The 23,335-nt window shown below is 57.5% G+C and carries 20 protein-coding genes; 7 read left to right on the top strand and 13 right to left on the bottom strand.

Features of this window, described 5'->3' with window-relative positions; genetic code table 11:
- Both GN112_RS30990 and GN112_RS30985 read left to right on the top strand, forming a co-directional pair.
- Positions 1-441: a universal stress protein gene (locus tag GN112_RS30990; RefSeq protein WP_155313681.1), complete on the top strand. Its 441-nt coding sequence runs from the start codon at positions 1-3 to the stop codon at positions 439-441.
- A complete protein-coding gene (locus tag GN112_RS30985) occupies positions 431-1,462 on the top strand; it encodes a helix-turn-helix transcriptional regulator (RefSeq protein WP_155313680.1) in 1,032 nt (343 codons plus the stop codon). Before GN112_RS30990 ends, GN112_RS30985 begins: the two co-directional genes overlap by 11 nt.
- Here the strand turns inward: GN112_RS30985 and GN112_RS30980 are convergent.
- The 9 genes from GN112_RS30980 to GN112_RS30940 all read right to left on the bottom strand — a co-directional run bounded on the left by GN112_RS30980 (position 1,447) and on the right by GN112_RS30940 (position 9,185).
- Positions 1,447-1,980: a PilZ domain-containing protein gene (locus GN112_RS30980; RefSeq protein ID WP_155313679.1), complete on the bottom strand. Its 534-nt coding sequence runs from the start codon at positions 1,978-1,980 to the stop codon at positions 1,447-1,449. The genes GN112_RS30985 and GN112_RS30980 overlap by 16 nt on opposite strands.
- A 139-nt stretch (positions 1,981-2,119) precedes the next feature.
- A complete protein-coding gene (rnhA, locus tag GN112_RS30975) occupies positions 2,120-2,833 on the bottom strand; it encodes a ribonuclease HI (protein WP_155313678.1) in 714 nt (237 codons plus the stop codon).
- A 197-nt stretch (positions 2,834-3,030) separates the two neighbouring features.
- Complete coding sequence (locus tag GN112_RS30970) at positions 3,031-4,599, bottom strand: glycogen synthase (RefSeq protein ID WP_155313677.1); 1,569 nt, start codon at positions 4,597-4,599, stop codon at positions 3,031-3,033.
- Positions 4,600-4,780: 181 nt separating this feature from the next.
- The gene (locus tag GN112_RS30965; RefSeq protein ID WP_155313676.1) at positions 4,781-5,176 is read right to left on the bottom strand and encodes a PilZ domain-containing protein; all 396 of its coding nucleotides are present in this window, start codon (positions 5,174-5,176) and stop codon (positions 4,781-4,783) included.
- Between the two features lie 34 nt (positions 5,177-5,210).
- On the bottom strand, positions 5,211-5,489 hold the full coding sequence (locus GN112_RS30960) for a hypothetical protein (protein ID WP_155313675.1): 279 nt from the start codon (positions 5,487-5,489) through the stop codon (positions 5,211-5,213).
- Between the two features lie 210 nt (positions 5,490-5,699).
- Positions 5,700-6,209 (bottom strand): response regulator, encoded by a 510-nt coding sequence (locus GN112_RS30955; RefSeq protein WP_162459197.1) that lies wholly within the window; start codon positions 6,207-6,209, stop codon positions 5,700-5,702.
- A gap of 161 nt (positions 6,210-6,370) precedes the next feature.
- Positions 6,371-7,021, bottom strand: a complete 651-nt coding sequence (locus tag GN112_RS30950) for a response regulator (RefSeq protein ID WP_155313673.1) — start codon at positions 7,019-7,021, stop codon at positions 6,371-6,373.
- A 7-nt stretch (positions 7,022-7,028) separates the two neighbouring features.
- Positions 7,029-8,750: an ATP-binding protein gene (locus GN112_RS30945; RefSeq protein ID WP_155313672.1), complete on the bottom strand. Its 1,722-nt coding sequence runs from the start codon at positions 8,748-8,750 to the stop codon at positions 7,029-7,031.
- Between the two features lie 261 nt (positions 8,751-9,011).
- Complete coding sequence (locus GN112_RS30940) at positions 9,012-9,185, bottom strand: hypothetical protein (protein WP_155313671.1); 174 nt, start codon at positions 9,183-9,185, stop codon at positions 9,012-9,014.
- A gap of 49 nt (positions 9,186-9,234) precedes the next feature.
- Here GN112_RS30940 and lon point away from each other — a divergent pair, with 49 nt between their 5' ends.
- Genes lon through GN112_RS30925 form a run of 3 tightly spaced genes read left to right on the top strand, consistent with a single transcriptional unit; the run spans position 9,235 to position 14,249 of the window.
- The gene (gene lon, locus GN112_RS30935) at positions 9,235-11,676 is read left to right on the top strand and encodes an endopeptidase La (RefSeq protein ID WP_155313670.1); all 2,442 of its coding nucleotides are present in this window, start codon (positions 9,235-9,237) and stop codon (positions 11,674-11,676) included.
- Between the two features lie 4 nt (positions 11,677-11,680).
- A complete protein-coding gene (locus GN112_RS30930; RefSeq protein ID WP_162459196.1) occupies positions 11,681-13,270 on the top strand; it encodes a bifunctional aminoglycoside phosphotransferase/ATP-binding protein in 1,590 nt (529 codons plus the stop codon).
- Positions 13,263-14,249 (top strand): universal stress protein, encoded by a 987-nt coding sequence (locus GN112_RS30925; protein WP_162459195.1) that lies wholly within the window; start codon positions 13,263-13,265, stop codon positions 14,247-14,249. The genes GN112_RS30930 and GN112_RS30925 overlap by 8 nt, the downstream gene beginning before the upstream one ends.
- 27 nt (positions 14,250-14,276) lie before the next feature.
- On the opposite strand, the gene GN112_RS30920 is transcribed toward GN112_RS30925, so the two are convergent.
- The gene (locus GN112_RS30920) at positions 14,277-14,678 is read right to left on the bottom strand and encodes a response regulator (RefSeq protein WP_162459194.1); all 402 of its coding nucleotides are present in this window, start codon (positions 14,676-14,678) and stop codon (positions 14,277-14,279) included.
- A gap of 197 nt (positions 14,679-14,875) precedes the next feature.
- Between GN112_RS30920 and GN112_RS34985 the strand changes: the two genes are divergently transcribed.
- Complete coding sequence (locus tag GN112_RS34985; protein WP_269434959.1) at positions 14,876-15,001, top strand: hypothetical protein; 126 nt, start codon at positions 14,876-14,878, stop codon at positions 14,999-15,001.
- A 916-nt stretch (positions 15,002-15,917) separates the two neighbouring features.
- Here GN112_RS34985 and GN112_RS30915 read toward each other — a convergent pair.
- The 3 genes from GN112_RS30915 to GN112_RS30905 all read right to left on the bottom strand — a co-directional run bounded on the left by GN112_RS30915 (position 15,918) and on the right by GN112_RS30905 (position 22,050).
- The gene (locus GN112_RS30915) at positions 15,918-16,274 is read right to left on the bottom strand and encodes a hypothetical protein (RefSeq protein ID WP_155313666.1); all 357 of its coding nucleotides are present in this window, start codon (positions 16,272-16,274) and stop codon (positions 15,918-15,920) included.
- A gap of 107 nt (positions 16,275-16,381) precedes the next feature.
- On the bottom strand, positions 16,382-19,789 hold the full coding sequence (locus GN112_RS30910; protein WP_162459193.1) for a TonB-dependent receptor domain-containing protein: 3,408 nt from the start codon (positions 19,787-19,789) through the stop codon (positions 16,382-16,384).
- Positions 19,786-22,050: a CHASE2 domain-containing protein gene (locus tag GN112_RS30905; protein WP_155313664.1), complete on the bottom strand. Its 2,265-nt coding sequence runs from the start codon at positions 22,048-22,050 to the stop codon at positions 19,786-19,788. Before GN112_RS30905 ends, GN112_RS30910 begins: the two co-directional genes overlap by 4 nt.
- Positions 22,051-22,589: 539 nt before the next feature.
- Between GN112_RS30905 and GN112_RS30900 the strand changes: the two genes are divergently transcribed.
- Positions 22,590-23,114 carry a (Fe-S)-binding protein gene (locus GN112_RS30900; RefSeq protein ID WP_155313663.1) on the top strand — a complete coding sequence of 175 codons (525 nt, stop codon included), beginning with the start codon at positions 22,590-22,592 and terminating at the stop codon, positions 23,112-23,114.
- Positions 23,115-23,335 lie beyond the last annotated feature (221 nt).

Genomic DNA, 23,335 nt, shown 5'->3' with positions numbered 1-23,335 from the left:
ATGTCGAAACCCATTATCCTGCTACCGGTTGACGGATCCGAGCACGCCATGCGGGCCGCCGAGTATGCCATTAAAATCGCCCGGCAAATGGATGCCCACCTACGACTGGTTTACTGCCACCGCCCCTTTCCGGTAAGACTGGGAGAGCCCTACTTTCAAAACGCCATCAACCAGATCATGGACCGGGCCAATACCCTGCTGGAGCCTTTCCGGACGATGCTGAAGGAAAAGGGAGCCACCTTTGACGACCTTGTCATCGAAGGCCAGCCAGGAGAAAAAATCTGCGAAATTGCGCGCATTGAGAAGTGCGAAATGGTCATCATGGGCTCACGGGGACGATCAGACCTGAAGGGATTGTTTCTTGGGAGCGTGGCGCACCGTGTCCTTCAGCAGGCCCCTTGCCCCGTGCTGGTGGTTCGCGGATCAACGTTTGACCGATAGAAAGAAGCGATACGCCATGGCCAGAGGGGATCAGCTCAGTCGGCAGTGGAAAATTATTCATCTTTTGAGTAAATCCAACGCAGGAAAAACCGCCGCCCAGTTGGCTGAAAGTCTGGAATGCACCCCGCGGACCGTTTATCGGGATCTGGAGGCGCTGCAGGCCGGGGGGTTTCCCATCACCACCGAAACCCGTGACAACCACAGCTACTGGCAGATGCTGAATCCCGGCCGCCAGGAGCCACCGATGGCATTCAGCATCCCCGAACGCATGGCGCTGTACTTTGGCAAGGAGATGCTCAAGACTTACCGGGGCACCATTTTCTTCGATGCCATCGAGTCGTTGTTATCCAAAATCAACGCAACGCTGCCGTCCGCCTATCGAGACTACCTGGATCGCATCCAACACCGGGTTAATGCCGGGCCGGCACCCAGAAAGGACTACACCCGCTTTGCCGCGATCATTGCCGAACTCAACCGGGCAATCATCGAGGAAAAACAAATCGGTATCGTCTACTTCTCCATGGGAAGGCAAAAACAGAGCCGGCGTACCGTTCACCCCTTTCAACTCCGCCATGTGGAGGATACCCTTTACCTGATTGGCTGGTGCACGCTGAGAAGCGGGATACGGACATTTGCCGTGGACCGCATTCAATCGGTGGACGTCACCGACAAGCCGTTTCAGATGCCGGAAGCATTCGATCTCAAGGCATTTTTGCAGGACAGTTTCGGAATCTACCAGGGACCTCCGGTCACCGTGAAAATCCGTTTTCTTCCATCGGTGGCCGGTTACGTCCGCGAGCGCATCTGGCATCCCAGCCAGCAATTCTCTGAGGAACGTGATGGGGCACTGATTTTTACCGCCACGGTTGCCGGTATCGAAGAGATCAGCCACTGGGTCTTGCGCTGGGGATCCGGCGCCCAGGTGCTGGAACCGCAAGCGCTACGCCGGTTGATCGGTCGCCATGCCGCGAAAATGGCCGATTTTTACCGGAAGGATACAGACGATCAGCGAAACAAGTAATGGCCCAATTTGCCATAGTGATCGGTAGTCTGGAAGGCAATGCCCACCATATTGGCCTGGATCCGCTTGACAATCCCCTCTTCGCGAATCTCGGACCGGTCGCGATCGTCCAGAGTGAACTCAACGGTCAGTGTATCGCCGGTTTTAAATTCCGGTTCGCTGTTCACCGCAAACAGGAGACCGGACTGAGAGATGTCCCGAACTCTGATCAGCCCGCGTTTGTGCACGCCGTCCCCCCTTTTATAGAAGTAACGGCCAAGCAGGTTGACCGACTTGCGAAAATGGGCTCGCCGTTCCACCAGCACGCGATAAACATGACCGCAACTGCACTTGCACTTAAGCCGCACGGCTGACTCGATGCCGCTGAACCGGCTCAGATCCCGGATGACCCCCTTATTGCAGGCCGGGCAGATAAATGTGCCCTCCTGCCGCTCATTGAGAAAAACCCGCGGCTCTTTTTTCGTGTCTGAATGGCCGGCGTTCGGTTCGGCCAGTTGTGATGCGTTGTCGTGAACCATAAAACGATACCTTCCCCTTGTCGTCGATCACCGATCCTTAAAGCAGGTATCGACGCTTTTGGGGAAGACTTTAACCAACCCGATGGAATCGCTCAAGAAAAAGCATCAACGGTGTCTTGATGGTTTTTCAGGGAGCGCGTCACCCGGCGCCATAGCCCGAATCCACAGGCAGGTCTTTCTGGGCGGCGGCCTGGGTGGCCAGCTGATCACAACGCTCGTTGCCGGGGTTGCCCGCGTGCCCTCTGACCCAGACGAAACGGACGTCATGCCGCTTGCAAAGTACCAGCAGCCGTTCCCATAAATCGATGTTCAGTGCCGCATCACCGTTACTTTTGCGCCAGCCATTGCGCTGCCATTTCCGGGCCCACCCCTTGGTGATGCCATCCACCACATAGCGTGAATCGCTGAAAAGGGCCACGGAGGATGGTGCGGACAGCGTTTCCAGGCCCTTGATGCAGGCCAGGAGTTCCATCCGGTTGTTGGTGGTCAGGCTGAACCCGCCGGACAGTTCGCGGTCGCCCCCATCCGATGGAATCACCACCCCGTAGCCCCCCGGGCCGGGATTCCCGAGACTGGAACCGTCGGTGTAAATAATCGTCCGCTTTTCCAGATCAACCGGCGGTTGGGCAACTTTGTTTGCACCATTTCGAGGCGCCTGCTTTCCCCCTACTCGACTTTTTGTTTCAGGATGCTGACGAATAAATTCGCGAGCCTCCTCAATGGTGGCAAATCCTTTGTAACGGGCCCCTTTGACCCCTTCCACTTGGGCAAGGGCACCGGTTTTCCCGAACCACTGGGTGTATATTCCCGGTTGCCGGCCAACGGCAACGGCATAGTATTTTTTTACGGCCATAATTAAAGCGATGGTCCTTCCCGCAAACGCGCATGCCAACGGTTGATATTTTGGACGTCTGTATATGCGCAACCATCGCTTGTTGGCAATCTTTAGTTTTGGGCGGACCAATGGCGACCGGAACCGACGGTTCCGTCAGGGATCAAAATGCGAGTTAGGCCTGGCCAGGTAATAGAAGGGACATTCCTGCCCAAAAACTACGCCGCAATCAGAGAGTGGTCGCTATCGCTGTGGCCAAACCGCACCGGTGCCCCGTCCATGGCCCGGGAATAGAGTTCAATGACATGTTCAATGGTTACATCTGAATTCGCCTGCTCCAGGCTGTCACGCATGATGCGCTGCACCTCACGGGACCGCAGGTCCTTGGGCTGACGATAAAAGGCCATGGCTTGATCGATGGCCCAGAAGAAACCGGTGGCATCGAAATAGCGGAAAAGAAATCCGTTGCCGTGACCGGTCTCCCAGTTCAGATGGGCGGTGCAGTCGTGGATTGCACCGGCATCAAAGGCGATGGGCAGCGCCCCGTAACGCTGGCCGATCCGACAGGGGAGTGCGCAGGGATCCAGGTAAAGGGGCATCAACACGAAATCGGAACCACCATAGGCCAAACGGTATCGCCGGGCATCAAAGTCGCATACCGCCACACGGTCGGCGGCCCCCAGGGACGCGATCCGATTGGCCAGTTCTGACTGCCCATCGCCATCGGCAACAAAAACGATTTGCAGATGGCGATAGCGCTGCAGGATCTCCTCCAGGCAATTGAGCATCAGGCGGCAACCGCGCCGCGAGCTGTCCAGCCGGGTGGGCCAGAAACATATCGGTACTGTGGAATCCATGCAAAGTCCCAGGGTTTCCTGTAGCTGCAGTTTATTGAATAGCTTACCGGAAAAATGAGTTTCCGGGCTGTAGGGCCGCAGCAACGCCCGGTCTGTGGCCGGGTTGAAGGAAGGGTCGGGGGCCGGCAACACCGCACGAACCCTGCCGTCCTGCATCTTTCTTTGCAGTTCTCCCTTGAGTACCGGTGGTGCCAGATCCGACTGGCTTTGGGTCAGGCTGGTCAAATAGGTCGGGCTCAACGCCCCCACCCATTGGGCGGCAAACACGCCGGTGGCAAGCAGGTCCACTGGATTGGAGTGCCGCGTCTCCTCGTAACTGCCGGGCATGCGACCAAAAAAGCAATTCTGCCAGAAAAGCGCCGCATCAATGCCTTGTTCCTCGATGGTATGGAGCAGGAGATGAGGCGCATCAAGCCGGTAAAATGAGAACAGGCAGGGAATGCCGACACATTTGGCCATGGCCGGAATCAGGCCCGTCATCCAGTCATAGCAGTGGATCAGGTCGGGCTGGACCTCCGGGATGATCCGGTTGATCACCTCGCGCTGGAATGCCAGGGAAATTCGAATCGTCTCCCAACTGGTATCCATAAATAGCCTGGAATGGTAATAGAAGGAGCGGTCCTGGGCCAGGTGAATGCGGTTTTCAGGCAGCTTCCGCGGTCGCTGGGGGATATCCAGCGCCGGGGTGGGATGGGTGCTGTTTTTAAACACATTGCGATAGTTGGGCATGGCCAGGTGGACATCGACACCGCGTTCGAAAAGGGCATGGATCTGGGCGGCGCAGATATCCCCCAATCCGCCGGCACGGGCACAGATGGAAAGGGAGTCCGGCCCCATTCCGGAGGGGGCAAAGGTGACCTCCGGGGTGACAATCAGGATCCGGGGCGTTGCATGTGGCGACTTACCATTGATCGACTGTTTTTCTTCCATGACTGTGCCTCCCCTGCGTCATCGTGTGGGTTGGGTTGCCGGACAGCAAATTTCAGTGGCTCATCGCGGATTAGTGTGATTTTTCCCCATGATCAAAGTCATAGATATTTTTACCCATTGATTTTACACAAAAAATTAAAAGCACATATTTAGTTTTCACACTAATCCGCGATGAGCCATTTCAGTCAATATAGCGCAATCCCATACCATAGCACGGCCGCCCATCGTCCATCCGTTCCTGTATCCAGCGAACCTCGGCCAGACAGATCAATCGTGGACGCTCATCCGTTTCCGGGTCCACCGTCATGGTGGGGTAGCGAATCATGCGCACAATGAGAATCGTCCCCGGCGTGAAAGGCCTGTCCGTCTCGATATAGGCACCGTCACTGGAAAAATTACGCATCACCCCTTCTGCCATCCGCCCATCACCACCGCTGGAGTAAGGCCGGCAGCTGACGATGGCATCCGTGGGCTGGCGCAAAGCTGTCCGTGAAATCGTTTTTTGCCGCGCTGTCTCTTCCATTTGCCTGCCAGGTGAGAAATGTTGCATGGCACCGCAGTGGTGTTGATCCAACACGAAGCGCTCCTTTCTGGTTGAAAATTTCAGTGCGTTACTCTTCCTGAAAAGCGTGACTGAATCGGCCGGTCATCTCAATATCAACCTGGCCACTGTTCAACGACGTCATCCGGGGGATAAAGAGATCCAGGCCGAATGGGCTGATTGTTCTCAGCCCGTTCGTATCGATGGCAACTTTTCTGTTTTTTTTGAGCCCCGTGTTTAAAATGTTAATCAGTTCACAGGCGGATGACGCATCAAAATCCCCGTATAACCGCAACGCCAGATTCTTTTTGCCTTTATCTTTGGTGCAAACCCGAAAGTTTTTTGCCATATCTACTTCTCCATTCCCGGGAGAACGGCTTTGCCAAGTCCCCGATTTTTAACTTTCAGCAAGAGCTATACCAAAGCCGGCGATTTGCTATCCCACGACGATTGCGGTCTCTTTGCCATACGGATCAGGCCATTGGGCCCATCATCGGTGTTCATCTTTTTTACAGGTTGAAAAGATACAGAGGCACGCAAAACCGTTTCAGGCACTGTTTTAAGGGATCACACGCTGTCTGCCGACTCGGTCGATCTGCTTTCGCATGGTCTTCAGATCGAAAGGCCTTAGGAGCCAACCGTCAATAATGTCCCCAGGCGCCACCGGCTCAGAAATGGCTCCGGTGTGGCATTGCGTCATAATGATAACAGCGGTACCGGAATACTTGCGTTTTATTCTCAGCGCCAACTGATAGCCGTCGATTGACCGCATTTCATCGTTGGCAATGACCACCCGGTAACTTTGCCGAGTCAGATAGTAGAGTGCGTCCACCGCATCAAAGGCCATGGTTGAATGAAATCCCAATCGGTGTGCCATTTTCGCCACCCGGGCCAATACGGCCGGGTCGTCGTCCACGATAAGGATTCGGCAGTCGTCGGAATCAGTTTGCAGTAGATGGTCGTTATCTGCCAGCCGACATTCAGGAACTGCCCAATAAGCGGTCTCAAATGGTGCGGGCAGCATTACGGAAGGCAGCGCAAGCGGTACCGTCAGGCCCTGAGGATACATACTTAGCCTCCCTTTCCGTTTTCTGGATAGAAACATGACATCGTCAAGGAAGCATTTCACACCTATCCTACACGTCAACCAGAGTGGAAGCTATTGGCAAAACTGCTCAATTAGCGGTTGCGATTTAGGCAATTTTACCCACGGGTCCGATTGCCAAGCGCCTAACGGGTGATATATCCCTGGGAAATGGCATAGCGAACCAAATCGGCGGTGTGTTTCAGGTTGAGCTTGGTTCGGATATTGGCCCGGTGCCGGTGAACCGTCCGGATACTGATAAAAAGCCGTTCGCTGATCTGGCGGTCGGTGTGGCCCTCGGCAATCATCTGCAGCACCTGGCGTTCGCGCGGGGTCAACCGGTCCGCGGCGGGGCTGTGCTGGCCGCGGCAGATAGAGATGATGGCCGAAGGAAACTCGCTGCTCAGTTTCCTGGAAAGATACGTTTCCCCTTTGCGGATACGTTCAATGGCTTCGACCAGTTCCTCACCCGAGTCTTCCTTGAGAAGATATCCACTGGCACCGGCAGCCAGCGCCATGGAGAGGAACGCCTCGTTTTTATGCATGCTCAGTATCAGTACTTTGACGTCTGGATAAAGCGCGCGAATCTCCTGCGCCGCCTCGATGCCGCGAAGACCGGGCATGGAGATGTCCAGAATCACCATATCAGGCCTCTTTTTCTTGAGCAGGCGGAGCAATTCCAGTCCATCTCCGGCCTGGCCGATGACGCACAGGCCCGCCACGGCATTGATCATATACTGGATACCCTCGCGCATCATGACATGGTCATCGGCAATAATAATGGTGTAATCGCTCATTTTTTCCTTATTCATCCGGCAGGGGCAAGGTAATGGTCAGTCGGGTTCCCTTGCCCGGACGGCTGTTAATCGACAACCGGGCCGCAATCATGCGACAGCGCAGGGCCAGCGTGGAGAGCCCCATCCCTTTGGGATCACCGGTCCGCGTGGATTGTTTGGACACATCGAAACCCGTGCCATTATCCCGCAATTCGATGCGCAGGCGTTTTTCGTCACTGCGGACCGTTACCCATATCCGTGTGGCCCGGGCATGTTTATAAACGTTAAGCAGTGCTTCCTGAAAAATTCGAAACAGGCAGATCTGATGTTTCGGGTCCCGGATCCGGTCGAGCAGATCGATATCCGTATCGACCGGAATCGCGGTGTAAGCCGAAAATTCGGTAATCGTTTGCCGGATCGCCACGGTGAGTCCCAGGGCCTCAAGTGTCGCCGGATTCAAGTTATACGCAATCATTCGAATATCATTGATAATTTTTCCAGTATCGGTCATCAGATCATCAACGGCGCCAATCAGGTCGCCCCGATCTGCCGGACAGCGGTCACGAATGAATTTCAGGCGCAATTTCAACACGTTTAAATCCTGGCCGCAACCATCATGCAGTTCCATGGCAATACGCCGCTGCTCATCTTCCTGAACCGACAGCAGGTGACTGGACAGGGCATTGAGGGTATCCACCGATTCACACAGTTTCTGCTCCAGCTGAAACCGCTGCAGCGCCAGCCCCAGGCGCTGGGCCACATTTTCCAGGTTTTCAACTACCCGCAGGGAAAACACGTTTGGCCGGCGGTCGACCACATGGATCACTCCTCTAATGGCCGTATCGATACGAATCGGCACCAAGGCAAGGGATTCATATCCGCTGGCGTTGCAGCGGTTTTTGACGGGCGCGGTCCGCTTGTCCGTTGAAGCGGCCGAAACCGATGGAGCGGCGTTGAAATAAACGGACCCCCTGGTGGTGCAAAACGATCCGTCAGGAACGGATCTGCCCTTGACCACATCCATGCAAAGGCATTGGTCGGGATTGCTATTCATCTGACGCTCTGAAAGAAGGAATGCCTGGGAAAATCCATCGTATGATTGGAAGGGGATATTTCCGAAATCATCACGGATACGAATGCCTACGGCATCGCACTTGAGAAAGGATTTGATGACCTGAACAAAAGCATCCAGCAGCGCCTGCATGGATTTGGCCTGGATGGCCACCTCGAGACAATCCTGCAGGAGGGTAAAGCTGGATGAAAGCTGAACATGTTCGCTGATATCGACAAGGGCGATGCTGTACCGGGATGCATCCGTCCGGCGACTGGAGATCGACTGCATCTGCAGTTGGGCATCGAAAAAAGTACCATCCGTTCTTTTCATCTTCAGTTCAAACTTGGGTGTTTCCAGATTTTTGCGGCACTTCTTTTTTTTGCGGTCGAAACCGGCAAGATCATCCTGATGAATAAAGTCTGTAAAACAGTGGCCGGTCAGCTTGGCTCGGGGCGCATTCAGGCTGATCGCGGCTGAGAGGTTGAGTTCATGGATCATATCCTCACGGTCAACGACGATATAGCCGATCGGGGCAAAATCAAACAGACTGGCATACTTGCGATAAAGATCCTCACAGGTTTGCCGGGTCATCCGGAAACGCTCCCGATTTTCCGGGTCCCGGTCAGCGTCATGACAGTTGTCGACATGGCGAACGGATTCTGGCAGCGAATTGTCGGCAATCGGTGGTTCGGCCATCTGCGTCCCCCCTTTTAATTCTTCGACAAGCAAATTGTGAACCGTTCGACCGGTGGCAGGTTAGATCGAATTGTTCGTCATTTTAAGAAGCGGCGTGAGCAAGCAGATGATCTGGAAAAAATCCGAAATAGGATCAACATCTTGATATTTTTAATCCTATGGGCAACGTTCAGATCTTGTCAACCCGTTTCCGCAACCGTTCGAAAGCCCCAACGAACTTATCCCCAATGATGGGTTGGCCGGCAATGCTGTCAGTCCTTCTTACACGCTGAAAAAATCCTCGACGAAAGCGGAATGGTGCAGATGTGATACCAGCCGGTCATCGGCGCCGGTGGTAATGCGACCCAGGCAGCCGCCCGGCGGCGTCATCCGGCCCAAAAAATCGATCAGAAATGTGACACCTTCCCACCAGGCAAGCTGGTTTTCGATTTGCATAGTTTTTGGTTGTCCATATATAATGAAAAAGGAAGAAAGGTCGGGAAATATGAACGCACACAAAAAGGCTCCCGCATGCAGTGAGTTACCAAAAATTCCCGATGAAATCGGCATCCTGCCCTTGAACCACATGGTCGCCTACCCGTACATGGCCCTGCCGCTGGCCGTGGCCCGGCCAGGGTTGATGCGCCTGATCGAGGATGCGGTCAACGACGGTTGCCTGATCGGCCTGATCACCAGCAAGGAGACTGGCGTTGATGTTTCCATGCCCTGGCAGATTTACGAAGTGGGCACGGTGGCCCGGATTCATCGGGCCGTCAAAACGCCCAGCGGCCACTTTCATGTGATGGTCCAGGGTGTCGAACGGTTTCGGGTCAAAGTATGGCGGCGCACCGAGCCTTATCTGACCGCCCTAATCCAAATCAGCCCCGAAACCCGGGAGGAAGGGGTTGAGCTGGACGCCCTCAAACGGCGACTGCAGATCCTGGCCCAGGAGGTGGTGACCCTGCTGCCCGGCACCCCCGACGACGTCGGCACCCTTCTGGAAAGCATCGACGACCCCCGCTACCTGGCCTATATGGTCGCGGCCAACTCAAGAATAAAAATCCCCACCAGTCAGAAAATTCTGGAAATCGACAACCTCAACGAAAAACTGCGTGCCCTGATCACACTGCTCTCCCGGGAAAAGGAAGTGCTCTCCCTGGGCCGTAAAATCCAGGCCGAAGCCCAGGAAGAGATGGCTAAGAACCAGCGTGACTACTTCCTGCGTCAGCAGCTCAAGGCGATCCAGAAAGAGTTGGGCGAGGAACGCCATACCAATGACGAAATCGCTGAATATGAGGAAAAACTCAAAACGGCGGGTCTGCCGGCCGAAGCCCTGGAAGAAGCCACGCGGGAACTGCAACGCATGGGCACCATGCACCCGTCATCGGCCGAGCATTCGGTGATCAAAACCTACCTGGACTGGATTCTGGCCCTGCCTTGGCAGACCCTCAGCGACGACCGTATGGACATCCCCCACGCCCGGGAAATCCTTGACGAGGACCACTGGGATCTGGAAGATGTCAAGAATCGGCTGATCGAGTACCTGGCCGTTAAAAAACTGGTGCACGAGCGTCAGCCGGCCCTGGATGCGGGTAACTTGCCCGAGGGAATCCCGGCCACCGGCACCCTGCTCTGCTTTGTGGGCCCCCCGGGGGTGGGCAAAACCAGCCTCGGCCAGAGCATTGCCCGGGCCCTGGAACGCCAGTTCACCCGCATGAGCCTGGGCGGCATGCGTGACGAGGCCGAAATCCGGGGCCATCGGCGAACCTACATCGGCGCCATGCCCGGGCGGATCATCCAGGCCATCAAGCGTACCGGCACGCGCAATCCGGTCTTCATGCTCGACGAGATCGACAAAGTGGGCAGTGACTGGCGCGGCGATCCCTCCAGCGCCCTGCTCGAAGTCCTCGACCCGGCCCAGAACCACGCCTTTCGTGATCATTACCTGGACGTGGATTTCGACCTCAGCCAGGTAATGTTCATTACCACGGCCAACCAGCTCGAAACCATCCTGCCCCCCCTGCGCGACCGCATGGAGGTGATTCCCCTGGACGGATATACGGAACAGGAGAAACTCAATATCGCCACCCGCTATCTGGTCCCCCGTCAGATTCGCGCCAACGGGCTGCGCCCGGAGGAGATCCGCTTCACCCCCATGGCGCTGACCACGATCATCCGCGACTACACCCGCGAAGCCGGAGTCCGCAACCTGGAGCGTCAAATCGGCGCCATCTGCCGCAAAACCGCCGTCAGCATCACCACCGGAACCCACCAGACCGCACAAATCACCCCGGAATCGGTTGGAACGCTGCTGAAAAAGCCGCTTTTCGATTCCGAGCGGTCCGAGACCATCGATATGCCGGGCATTGTCACCGGCCTTTCCGTAACTGCCTACGGCGGGGAAATTATCTTCATTGAGGCCACGCGCATGTCCGGCAAGGGGGAATTGACCATTACCGGCCACCTGGGTGACGTGATGATGGAAAGTGCCCGCATCGCCCACAGCTATGTCCGGGCCAAGGCGCCGGCACTGGGCATCGATACCGAGGGCTTCCGGAAAAACGACATCCACCTGCATGTGCCGGCCGGCGCCACCCCCAAGGACGGGCCGTCGGCCGGACTGGCCATGATCCTGGCCATGGCCAGCATCTATACCGGCCAGGCAGTGCCCAGCGACATCGGGTTCACCGGCGAGGTAACCCTGCGGGGACGCGTGCTGCCCGTGGGCGGCATCAAAACCAAGGTGCTGGCGGCCCACCGTGCCGGTCTGAAACAGGTCGTCTTGCCACGCCGCAACGCCAGGGATCTGGATGATCTGCCCGAAGCCGTGCGCCGTGAAATCACCGCCCGATTGGTGGATCGGGTGGAGGAGGCCCTGTCCATCGCCCTGCCGGAGGGTGAAGCGACAGACGACGGCGACGGCCAACCCATTTCCGCCACAAGGTGACAGCATGTCCGTCAACCATCAACCAGCGATCCTCGAAGCCATGCGCCAACCGGAATTCTATCGCCATCCGGTGGCTGCGCTGACCCGTTGCGAAACGCATATCCCCACGGTTTTTCTCACCGGTCAATGGGTCTACAAAGTCAAAAAGCCGGTGGATCTGGGATTTCTCGATTTTTCTACCCTGGAGAAACGCAAGGCCTGCTGCGACCAGGAAATCCTGTTGAATCGTCGCCTCTCCAGCGGTGTTTACCGGGATGTCCGGCCCATCACCCGCCAGGGTGGCCGCTACGCGCTCGGCGGATCGGGTCAGGTCGTGGAATACGCCGTTGCCATGCGCCAACTGAATGAGGCGGATGCCATGCACTGGCAGCTGGCGGAAGGCCGGTTTCGGGAAGCGAAGCTGGAGCCACTGGTTCGGCGTCTGGTTGGGTTTTACGAAAACGCCGCCGTCAGCGTTACCTCAACGCCGGTCGAAGCGTTGGCCTGGAAGGAGAACCTCGATCAGGTGGCGGCCGTCACCGTTCCTGCCCAGCGATCATCGTTCGCGTTCGTGCGCAGTGCCAGCCATTCGTTTTTCAGCCGCCATTCGGGCCTGTTCGAAAAGCGTCGTCTGGCCGGCCGGATCCGGGATTGCCACGGCGACCTGCGTTGCGATCATATCTATTTTACCGACGATGGCATCCAGATTATCGACTGTATCGAATTCAGCTCCCAACTGCGCATTCTGGATGTGATCTGCGACCTGGCGTTTCTGGTCATGGATCTGGCCGCGCATGGTTTTGCCGATCTTTCCAGAACACTGGTACGGCGCTATGTCGAACTCACTGACGATCTGGGTGCACTGCCGTTGCTCGATTTCTACTGTTGCTACCGGGCCATGGTACGCTTCAAGGTCAGCTGCCTGCGCCTCAAAGAGCAGGGGGTGCCCGCTGCCGAGCGGAAAGCCCTGCAGCTGGCCGCAGCCGATTACCTCTCCATGGCCACAGGCTATGCCGCCACGTTTTCCCGTCCCACCCTGTGGCTGGTCTGCGGACTCCCCGCCACCGGCAAGAGCACCGTTGCCGCGGCCCTGGCAGAACTCTGGGATATCCCGGTGATCCGTTCGGATGTGGTCCGCAAAACCATTTTCGCCGACGACCGTACCGCACCGGGCACAGCGCCCTTTGAAAAGGGAATTTACTCCGCCCAGGCCACTGAAATGACCTATCGCGAAGTGCTTGCCCTGGCCGAAGAACTTCTCAAAAAGGGCCTGAGCGTGATTGTCGACGCCACCTTCAGCCGCCGCATGCAGCGCAACTGTGCCTTGCGACTGGCTGAGGCTATCCAGGTGACAGCCGTATTCGTGGAGTGCCGGGCCACCGAATCGATTATTGCCGACCGCCTGCGCAAGCGGGAATCGGAACCGTCGGTCTCGGACGCCCGCCTGATCCATCTGGACGCCTTCCTAAGCCGTTTCGAGCCATTTCAACCGATGGCCAATGCCAAACACATTGTGGTGGACACCGCCGTGTCACCGGCCCTGAGTCTGCGTCAGATCGTGCTGGCCGATGCGCTGTGGGACCACCCCACCCGTCAAGGAGGCCCCCATGTTTAATCGAATTCTTGTCGCCAGCGATCTTGTCGCCACCCCTGACGCACCGGTACTGTCGGCCATTGGCCTGGCCCGGCAACAGGGCAGCCGGATTTTCCTGCTGCATGTCATGGAGTCCGCCTCAACAGAGAACCGTCATCAGGTGCGCCACTTCGCAACCGATGAAACGATTCATGCCAATCCGGCGTACGAGGCCACGGTGGCCCAGGCCCTGGCCCGAACCTACGGCGACCATCTGGCGGGCCTCGACCATGGCATCGAGGTGGCTGCCGGTTTTCCCTGGGAGGCGATCCTGCAGATGGCGGCGGCGGTCGATGCGGACCTGATCGTTTTGGGGCCCCATTCGACCCGCGCCAGGGACAAAGGCGTGGTACGAACCGCCGGCCGGGTCGGCTCCACGGTGGAAAACGTCATTACCCGCGAGACCTGTCCGGTAATGGTGGTCAACCGCCCGGCGCAGCCGGATCAGCTTCGATTCCGGCAGGTGCTCGTCCCCATCGACTTTTCACGGGCCTGTGAATGCGCCGTCTGCTTTGCCGCCCGGCTGGCTGCCCGGCACGTCAGTCGCCTGCAGGTGTTTCATATGCTTCCCGTGCCCCCGTACCCCAAATACAGCCATGAGGATTTCATCGCCGATTCGGAAAAAGCCCGCAAGCGGCTGGAAACGCTCTGTTCGCCCTACCTGGAAGGAATCGAGCACGAATACAGGGTACGGGCCGGTTCCATGCCGCACCTGGAAATTTTGAAATCCGCCACCGAAACCGAAACGGACCTGATCGTTCTGGGGTCCCACACCAAGGAGGCTTCGGGCAAATGGTATCCGGGAAGCGTGGTGGAACGCGTCAGCTACCGCGCGGCCTGTCCGGTGATGGTGATCAATGATCCCGAGGTGCTGATCCGCTGGGAGGGTTCCGTTGCACCGGCCGATGATGCGGCGGATGACCACCTGATCCATGTTCTTACCGGTCGGGTCTCCCGGTAGCCGGGCAACGACGGCAACAACCGTTTACTAGGAACAAACGGATTTTGCCGCCGGCACCAGAGACGAACACACACCGATCAGGTTGAACGGCTTTTGGAAATAGTAGTCGGCCGTGCCCGCTTTGAGGAGATCGGTGGCGGCATCGGCATCGCCGCCGGTCATCACCGCTATTTTAACCATGGGCGACCGTTTCCTTATGCGATGGGACAATTGGGCGCCATCCAGGCCCGGCATGCGAATATCGGTCAACACGAGATCGATGGGTTCCCTGTTGAACACCGCCCAGGCATCGACGCCATTTTCGGCTTTGAAAACCCTGCAACCGTGGATTTCAAAGCCTTCCGAAAGCAGTTCCAGAATGAGTACATCGTCGTCGGCGATCAGCACCGATGGGACCCGGTCGTTACGAATGGGCTGGCTGGCCATCATTGTTCCCCCCTTATCCAATAAAGTCAACCACCGGCTTGCGGCTTCGATTTTGCGGCGGTCGCCCGCCAGAGCCATCAATTTTAATCGGCGCAGATAAAACGGTTCGGGTGCATGCTTCTCAATCCGGCACAATCGATTGATGCCCTATCGATCAGGAAAAACGGAAAAAAATTATTGGAGAATACCGCCGGGAGAGGATGAAAGATGTGACCGAGCTCACATTTTTTCGTTTGAATAAAAAAAATCAAAATCTTGAACATTCAAAACCGAATGCACCACTCGCTCCCATGCTCCGCGTGGGAGCGGCAATGGATTTCCGCTGACCGGGTGTGGGTTCCCACGCCGGAGCGTGGGAACCAGACATCGATACCCATCACTGCGGGCAGGGCACCCCCAGGTCCTGCCAATATGGACTAGTCGGGCACACGAGCAGGCAGAGATCAACGTAAAGGCTAGGCGTAAACCGATACCGGCAGGTATGCTCGTCCGCCGCGGCCTCTGTTGCGGCAAGGTCCGTCTGGTCTGTTGATTCTAGACCGTATGCATCTTCAAGTACCTTAATCAATACCTCCTTGGTAACATAGTTTTCCTCGATGAGTGAGTTGATCAACTCCCCGACATGGGGAACTGTAATTGCACCAGGGCGATCGCATTTGGATTGATTTTTGTTTTTTCGCGGGCATGGCCCGCTCCTACGCGCGCCAATCGTTTGGTTCTACGCCGTTTTCTGCAGGAGCTGGCCATGGTTGCGACCAGATTTTTCTAATCCGGGCTCTAAATGCGATCACCCTGGTATTTGCACACGCGTTGCTTGACGAACCGGATCAAGCCAAGTACCCCCGGCACCCAAGGCCGATGCGGATGGAAAAGGAATACCTGACTTACCAATTGAGTTCGTTCTGGATCTTAAAACGGTGGATCTGGAACAAATGGGTGGAACTGGATCTGCTACGGTGGAAACGGAATGGACGACTCGCTCCCATGCTCCGCGTGGGAGTAGCAATTGGGGCTTGGTTATAGCTTCGTCCACCTGGATTTAGGAACGATTAAAACGGGCTGATCCCATATTACCTCTCGTTCCCACGCTCCGCGTGGGAACGTATACGGCCAAGCATTTCCACGCAGAGCGTGGAAACGAGGGGGTAAGTGGACGAAGTTGGAACCAAGCCCGGCAATGGATTTCCACTGACCGGGTGTGGGTTCCCACGCCGGAGCGTGGGAACCCGGCAAAAATACCCATCACTGCGGGCAGGGCACCCCCAGATCCTGCCAGTCGGGAGGCGGCGGGCATGCCAGCAGGCAGAGATCAACGTAAAGGCTATGCGTAAACCAATATCGGCAGGTATGCTCCTCCGCCGCGGTCTTTGGTACGGCACCCACCCGGTCGGTTGATTGGAATTCCAACCCCTTAAACGCTTCCTGCAATGCCGTCTTGGGGACGTAGTTTTCCTCGACTTCCGCTTTGGGGATGTAGTTCTCCTTGACCTCCGCCTTGGGCAAATAGTTCTCTTCAACCTCCGACTTGAGCACGTATTTCCCGCAACCCATTACGGATGCCAAAAAAAACGCGATACCAATTGCCAGCACTGTTCTCATTGTCGCTCCTCTCTGTGTTGATGAATAGAATCAAGGCCGTCGAGCTCATCTCGCAAGCGGTTGTGGATGCGCAGGCTGTCATGGCCGGGTAATTCTTCATGATGGGCCTAAAACGACACGGTGACCTGGCCGAAGATCAGACGCTCCGGCTGGTACAGGGGCGTCGTGGGTTCCTCGGTTGCGAAATTGACATCCTGGAAGTTGAAGGATTGGTCGAACAGGTTCTTGATCCCGAGCGTCGCCGTACCCCAGCGTTTGGGCAGGCGGTAGCCCAGTAACAGATCCACCACCCAGAAGTCGTCGCCCTGGCTGCGATCCGCGAACGGCGTCACTTCCTGGTCCACAAAACTGGCGGTTGTCTTAACGGAAAAACCGTTGGGGAAAAAGTAGCTCACGGAGAGCGGCAGCCGCCAAGTGGTCAGCTCCTCAGGGTCCAAATCCGGGTTCTCGAATCTTTCGTAGAACCCCTCCAGGCTCAATGCGAGCCGGTCCGTGGGGGTCCAGTACAGGTAGAGGCGGTGCAGGGCTTCCTGCTGATCCAGTGTCGTAGCATCAGTTGTTGTGGTGCTAAGCGCTTGGAAGTCAAGATCCCGCCAGGAAAGCTCCACACCGCCGAAAACCCGGTCGCTGAACCGGGCGTCCAGGCCAACCCCGTAACGCTCGGTTTCGGCACCGGAGGCATCGTCGAAAATCTGGTTGAAGCCCGCCACCTGGGTGGGCTCGAGGGTCTGGTCGATGGCAAAGGGCCGTTTGATGGCCTGGAACCAGGCCGCACGCAGGGTGACGATTCGGTTGGGCGACCAGGCGACACCGGCCTTGGGATGCAACTTGTGCTCGTCCACGCTGTCGCTGTTGTAGTCATCGTAGGAGACTCCCAGGGTCAGGGTGAGGTTTTCCCTGGGTTTGATGTGGGTGTAGACATAGCCGCTGGTGTGGCGGGCGTCCTGGTTTTGTGAAGTTGTACTTTTCGTTACTACCGGTGGCAGCGATAGAAACGGCGACTGCAGGATCGTGGTAATGGTATTGTTGTAATCGACGGTTCTATCCTGGTTCAGGTGGCCGGCACCGACGATCAGGTTGAAGCGGGACGCCTGCCGCAGGTATTGAATTTCGCCGCTGTAGGCTTCGGCGTCGTCGACCAGTTCCTGGTCCGTGAAGATCTGCGCGACCGAGGAAATGGCTTCAGAGCTGTCCGTGACATTCTGACGCCAGTCGCTGTGGATCAGGGAGGCGATGAGGGTATCGTTTCGGCTGAGCTGAACCTTGCCGCCGATGCGAAGGCTCTCCCTTTTCTGATCCCAGCGCTTAGTAGCGTTAAATAGACCCGGATCGAACAGCATTCTCAAATCCCCCCGCTCGGTATCCTCAACCCGATACTCCGCCTGAACGCTGACCTGGGGAGAGAGCACGGCCTGGGCAAAAACATTGTAGACATCCTGGGTCAGGTCGTTGTTTTCCCGCCAGCCGTCGGTTTCATAGTGAAACTGGCCCAGGCTCAGGGAGAGGTTCTGGTAAAGCCCGGAAAGCATCATCTCGTCGCCCAAAGTATCGTTGCCGCCCACAATGCCGGAGGTCTGCAGGTTGACGCCGTCGCTGACGAACAGGGGATTGAACTCGTTGAAGGCGGGGCTGGCCGGGCCGGCCCCTTCCAGCACCAGCAGGTCGGTCGAACCGAGTTGGGGCTGCAGAGGGGTGACATTCAAGGGCTGCAGAAGCTGGGACTGGAGCAGTTCGCTGGCCCGGGCGATCTCGTGGCGGCGCAGGTTGGCGTAGCTGTCGGCCAGAAAGCGGTGGCCGGAGAAGTCGCCCGGGTCGGTGTTGACCGATTTCGCGCCTTGGTTGAGGGCCATCTGTTCGAAGCCCAGATCGTCGTAGATGCGCCCCAGGCTGGCGTTGCGCGCCGCAAGATCCTCGTCCAGCATCAGGCGGGAGCGGTAAACCGCGCGGTTGCCGTTGCGTTCGATGGACGTCTGCAGGTCCCGGAGGGCTTCCACCGGGCGGTTTTCGGTCTGCTTGCGGATGGCGTCGTAAAACCAGGCGGTGGGATCGTTTGGGTCCAGGGCTTTGGCGATCCCGAACTGCTGGCCGTCCATGGGGCCGCGCTTTTCGTCAAAGTAGGCCTTGCCCAGGTAGCTGCGGATCAGGGCACTTCCGGGGTCCAGGCCGGCGGCGATTTCGATCTCGGGCCGGCCTTTTTCCAGGTCGCCGTCACGGATGTCGGCCAATCCCAATCCCAGGCGCGGCAGGGGGGCGGCGGAATCCAGGGCAATGGCCCGCTCGAAGGCCCTGCGGGCCGCTTCGGTCCGGATGCGCATCAGGTGGGCGAAGCCCAGGACGGTATGGGCATGGGCCGTGTCGGGATCGATTTCCACGGCCTTTTGCGCGGCGGCCACCCCCGTTTCCAATTCACCCATCGAGAGGCGCAGTTCGGCCAGGCGGGCCCGGGCCAGGCCACTTTGCGGGGCGCGGGCCACGGCGGCTTCGGCGGCCTGCAGGGCACCGGGCAGATCGAAATCCGCCTGCCGGGCATGGGAGAGGGCGATCCGGGCAACCGGCGATTCGGGCGCCAGCGCCACGGCCTGCCAGGCCAATTCGAGGGCCTCGGCCGTGCGGTTCTGCACCACGGCGACGACGGATTGCAGGGCCACGGCATCGCCGTTTTGCGGATCCAGCTGCCGGGCCCGGCGGATATCGGCCCCGGCTTCGGCCACCCGGCCCACGTGCAGCAGCAGTCCGGCGCGGTAAACGTGGAAACCGGCATCCCAGTCAGCCTCGCCCACCGGTTCCAGGCGTTCGAGGGCCTCCCGGGTCCGGCCCCGGTCGAACAGGGCCTTGGACGCGGCCACCGCCTCCGAACGCCGGGCCAACGCCAAGTCCGGCACGGGCGGATAGTACAGGGCCCACTGCACGCTGTCCCGCGGCTGCACCAGGATCTGCCGTTGGGGGGCGCTGCCGGCCGGCACCCGGATGCCCTGCCCTTTTTCCAGATGCAGGCGGCCATAATCGTTCTCGGCCAAAATACGGCCGTGGAACAGGTCCATGCGGGTCTGGCCGGCATCCACCCGGACAAAGAACTCCGTGCCCTCGACCACCCCGTTGACAAAGGGGGTGATGATCTTCAGGCTGCGCGGCCGGTGGCTAAAAAAATTCGCCGCGCCCCGCAGCAGCTCCAGCACGAAGGTGGCCGGCTTCTCGATTTCGGTAAACACCATGGTGGTTAGCTGGTCCAGGCGCAGCACGGCATCGTTGCTCAAGACGATACCGGCCCGGCTGTTGGCCCCGACCCGGATCTGGTCGCCCACAAAGAACGTGTCGTTCAGGCTGACCGGCCGCCAGTCGGATTCATGCATCCGTTTGGCCAGCACGCCCCCCTGAAGAGAAACCACTTTGCTCACCCAGGCGGCATCGGCAGTCCCGATGGTCGCCTCGGCAGCGAACACGCCGTTGATTCCAATGCCCAGCACGCAACCCAACCAGACCATCCACAATGCCGTTGCTCTCGTAAAAAGTCTCATTTCTGCTCCAGATGCATGGCCCCATCCCATGCCTCGTCCGGTGGCTGCTCCCGATACACCTGGCAGTAGCGGCGATAATACCGCGACGGCCCGTCGCTGGCGTCGATTTGAAGCGCCAGGTCAAAACGTTTCAGCGCCGCATCCCAGCGTCGCTGCCCGAACGCATCCAGACCCGCTTCAAAATGACGATACGTCAGAGCCTGTTGTTCCAGGGAAAAACTGTCCGCATCCAAAAGCTCATACACCTGCACGGGCCGTGACTTGCCTTTGAAGACGAACCACCCCACCAAACGGGACATGCGGTCGGTTTCCGCACCCATGGCTTCACGGGTGGCCAGCAGATGGGTGCCCAAAAACTTGTTCAGCCCCTCCACGCGCGACGCGGTATTGACGATATCGCCCACCGGTCGGTACTCGTAGTGATCCATGGCGCCGATGTTGCCCAGCAGCATCTCGCCGGCATGCATGCCGATACGGGTCGGCATGGCCTTATCGCCCGCCTGCCGGTTGAAGTCGTCCACCGCCGCCGAGACCTCCCGGGCCGCCCGGCAGGCCGCCCGGGAAAGCTCGGGCCGGGGTTCCGGTGCCGACCAGAGGGCCATGACCGAGTCCCCCACGACCTGCAGCACCAACCCGCCGTGAGCCTTGATGGGCTTGAAAATGACCTCGTAATACCGGTTCATCAGTTCGGTCAGGCGGCCGGGGTCCAACCGTTCCGAAAGGGCCGTGTAATTCTGGGCGTCGGTGAACAGGCAGACCCCGTAAAACACCTTTCCACCGAGACTCAGCTCCTTGAGGTTGGCGGAAAGGCGGTCGACAACCTCGTCGGGAAGATAATGGCCGAATGCTTCACGGATGTTTGCGCGATCGATGTTGACCTTGCGGTACTTCCATATGAGGCCGGCAATCAGTGCCGTCGGCGTTTGCACCAGCATGGGCACCACCAGGGGGTACCAGATGCCGCCGGCCCTGAACTGGAAACAGGCCAGACAAAGATAGATTCCGTTGATCAGCAACAGGCCCGCCGCGGAGACAGCGGTGGTAAAATGCAACCCGGTCAGGGCAACCAGCACGCCCCAGCCGACCAGCAACAGCACATTGACAAACGGGGCCAAGGGATAAACCGCCTTGTCCTCAAGCAGATTGGCCAAGGCCGTGGCGGCAATCTCGACCCCGCTGATGTCCTTGCCCGACTTTCCGGAAAAGGCCGTGTAAAAACTGTCATGGGTCTCAATCCAATTGCTTGCCGTTTGGCCGACAAAAACCGCCGCGCCGTTGAGCAGGGCCGCCTCGTCATCGTCGCAACCCGAACCGGCCGGGCTCACCAGGCAATGGTAGGGGATGGTTCTGACGGTTCCGGGCGGACCGTAAAAATTGAGATAGCGGCTGCTCTCGGTTGCATATAACCGGATCATCGCCCGCATCAATTGCATGGCGTCGGCGGACAGGGTTTGCGGTGAATACCGGGCCAGCCGTTCAAGGGCCCGTGACGCCAGGGTGGCATCGTTTGCAAACAGGTTGCGCAGGGGCTGGATCAGGCCAATCATCCGGCGCACGTCAGCGGCGCCCGTTTCAGGGACCAAAAGGGTTTCGGCGGCGACCGCATCCACCTCCCGGAGCAGGTGGATGAAATCGATAAAAACCTCCCCGGCGTAAACGTGCAAGGCCACCACGGGCGTTGTGGGTACGTTTCCGGATCCGGGCCAAAAGCACCAGAACTGATTTAATTTGACGGGTACCTTCGGCAGCGGAAACGGGGCCTGCCCGACGGCTGCATCGGCCAGAATGGGAAGGGTTGACAGCATCCGTTCGATATTCACATGGGCCGCGCGGCCGCCGGCGCTAACGGGAAGCGACAGGGTTTGCCTGTCAATGGCTTGGGTAAGAACGACATTGCCGGCCCTCTCCATGGCCGAGGCCAGGATCCGGTCGCCGGCCTCTTCTTTGGGTTCGTAAAAGAAAAGGTCGAAGGCAATCACCGCCGCCTGCCAGACCGTCAGCCGCTCCAGCAACCGGGCATGCAGCTGCCGCGGCCATTTGCTGGCTCGCAAAGGAAGATCCAGGGCACCGGCCGATTCTTTATCGATGGCCACAATGGCCACATTGGCGCGGCTCTGCTCCGTTCCGCGCAGCTGATAGAGCAGATCCAGGCCGAGACTCTCTTCGGCATCCGAAAATACGGGCACCATGCTGGCAAGCACACCCACGAATCCGACACCCAGGCAAATACAATAAAAAGCTACCGGTTGCCGAAAGGCCATGACGTCCCCAAAATTGTGCAATATAGACCTTACCCGCAGAACCACTCGGCATCATCTCCCGATGCCGGAAGGCCTTCCGGTCCTCTCCCTGGCAGGAAAGGCGCCAAGTCTATTTGGGTATTTTTATGCAAGCCGTAAACATTAAATGAGTATTATGGAACGATTCCGAATCGACCGCCCAGCGGTAATTTATTTCAAAATCCGCGGGATATGTCAAACGGAGTTTGAATTCTCCACAGGGTAACGGCAATTGGAACCTGAGCTAAAAAAGTCGCAGGCATGGCCAGCGCCTACGGAAAGCGGTGTAAAAGCAGACGATGGAGATTCGTAAGAGCGGGCCATGCCCGCGAAAGACAAAAATCAATCCAAATGCAAAAATCCAAATGTCAATTGAAGGATCGGATCGATTATAAATGGATAGAATACCACCAGTTGGCATTTTTCATTGGATATTTGCAATGCCCATAAGATGGCTGTATAATCCTGAACGTTACCGCAGGTAATATCAAAATGATTCCTTCACCCAAGAAAATAAAAAAATGCTTCTCAAAACTTTTCACCTGGAAATTGTCAACAACCACTGCATGCCCGGAGCCATGAGCGTCAACGGCATTGCCCGGCTGGATCAGGATGTGGGCTGTGCCCTGCCGTACTTAAATGCCGTGCTCGGTGCCATCGAATATATAAAAGACCCACCAACCGCCACGTTTCGCACCCAGGGACGCCTGATCTCCGTGCGGTCCGATCAGATCACGGTCAACGCTGTGCAGGATCGCGAGCAGGCCGAAAAAATTATCGATTGGATCCGCCGTGAAATCAACGACGCATGGCAAAACCGCGAAACCATCACCCCGCGCTTTAAAGGTATTGATCGCCCTCAGGTGGTGAAAGTATTAAAGCACCTGCCCCACACCAACTGCGGCGAATGCCGCCAACCGACCTGCATGGTATTTGCCCTCAGGCTAGCCGAAGGCGCCAAGAGTTCGGACGATTGCCCACACCTTAAGGGGGAATCCAAGACTGCTCTGGATGAGTACCTGGGCGGATTTGTTTTTGATGATTAAGATAATTAATCAGATGAAATCATTGCTGCCAATTTTTTTCACACTCAGTTGACCAACTCCACCATTTTACAGTCGCCATTTGACTTTCAACGAAGATTTAAACATTCATCGAGAATTGCTGATTTTCGAAGGTTCAGATTGCGAAGAAAAACAAACTCCTATCATACAGGCCCTATCTTCTCGCTAGTTTACATGAACAGGAATCAATAAGAGGTCTATTT

It is taken from the genome of Desulfosarcina ovata subsp. ovata, assembly GCF_009689005.1.
GTDB classification, from domain to species: Bacteria; Desulfobacterota; Desulfobacteria; order Desulfobacterales; family Desulfosarcinaceae; genus Desulfosarcina; species Desulfosarcina ovata.
The sequence above is the reverse complement of the archived record's forward strand: the minus strand, read 5'-3'. Positions and strand labels throughout refer to the sequence as shown.